Consider the following 756-nt stretch of genomic DNA (forward strand, 5'->3'; position numbering starts at 1 on the left):
CGCAGATTCCATGTCGGCACGGGACATTCACGATCCCACAACAGATGCCGGATATACGACTGCAGGTGCTTTACCCGCTGGTCCCCAATCGGTCAGGCTCTTGCTGTTGCGGGGGAGTCCATATATGGGGGGTTAGGCCACAGCGTAGCAGCGACAGAGTGGCGTGAACAGTGAAGCGGCATGCTGCCCGGCCTGCCTACTGCAGGAAGAAGCGGTGGTTCATTGGACAAGAGCGAGATTGCGCAACATAGAGGAACCTGGCCTTTGGCTGCAACGGCTACCAACCGAAATTGGACAGGATGTCGACCACGAATCGGTTCCAACTCGGCGGCAGGAGCCAGAGCATGACTGCAAAGAAGACTGCGACCAGGCCGAACGCCGCAGCCGCGCCCATGGCTTGCACGACGAGTGCCCACGCCACGACGACAAGCGACAAGGCCAGCAAGAGGCCTGTGGCCCACCGTGCGCGAACCTCTTGAATGCGATCGGACTCGGATTTCATGGGGCCTAACGTAATGTAGAACGCACCAAGCCGCAGGCCATATTTGGCGCTTGTGGTCTAGGGCGTGTTGAGAATCATCGGGAGTTGATAACCGCAGCTGCGAGATGGATCATCGCCGCGAAGCTGATATCCGTCTTGTCGCTGCGCATTGCGATGCGTTTGAACTCCTTGAGCTTGCCGAAGAAGTTCTCTATCAAGTGACGCCATTTGTAGACCTCCCGATCAATCTCCAAAGGTGATCGCCGACGCGGCAT

At 57.8% G+C, this 756-nt stretch carries 1 protein-coding gene and 1 pseudogene; both read right to left on the reverse strand.

All coding sequences use genetic code 11. The features are described 5' to 3' along the window. Window positions 1-277: 277 nt before the first annotated feature. A complete protein-coding gene (locus tag ACYZGB_RS22810) occupies window positions 278-502 on the reverse strand; it encodes a hypothetical protein (protein WP_462391273.1) in 225 nt (74 codons plus the stop codon). Between the two features lie 74 nt (window positions 503-576). Next, a pseudogene (locus ACYZGB_RS22815) lies at window positions 577-756 on the reverse strand (IS5/IS1182 family transposase); the annotation flags it as partial.

This window comes from Acidovorax sp. Q11, from assembly GCF_054950075.1.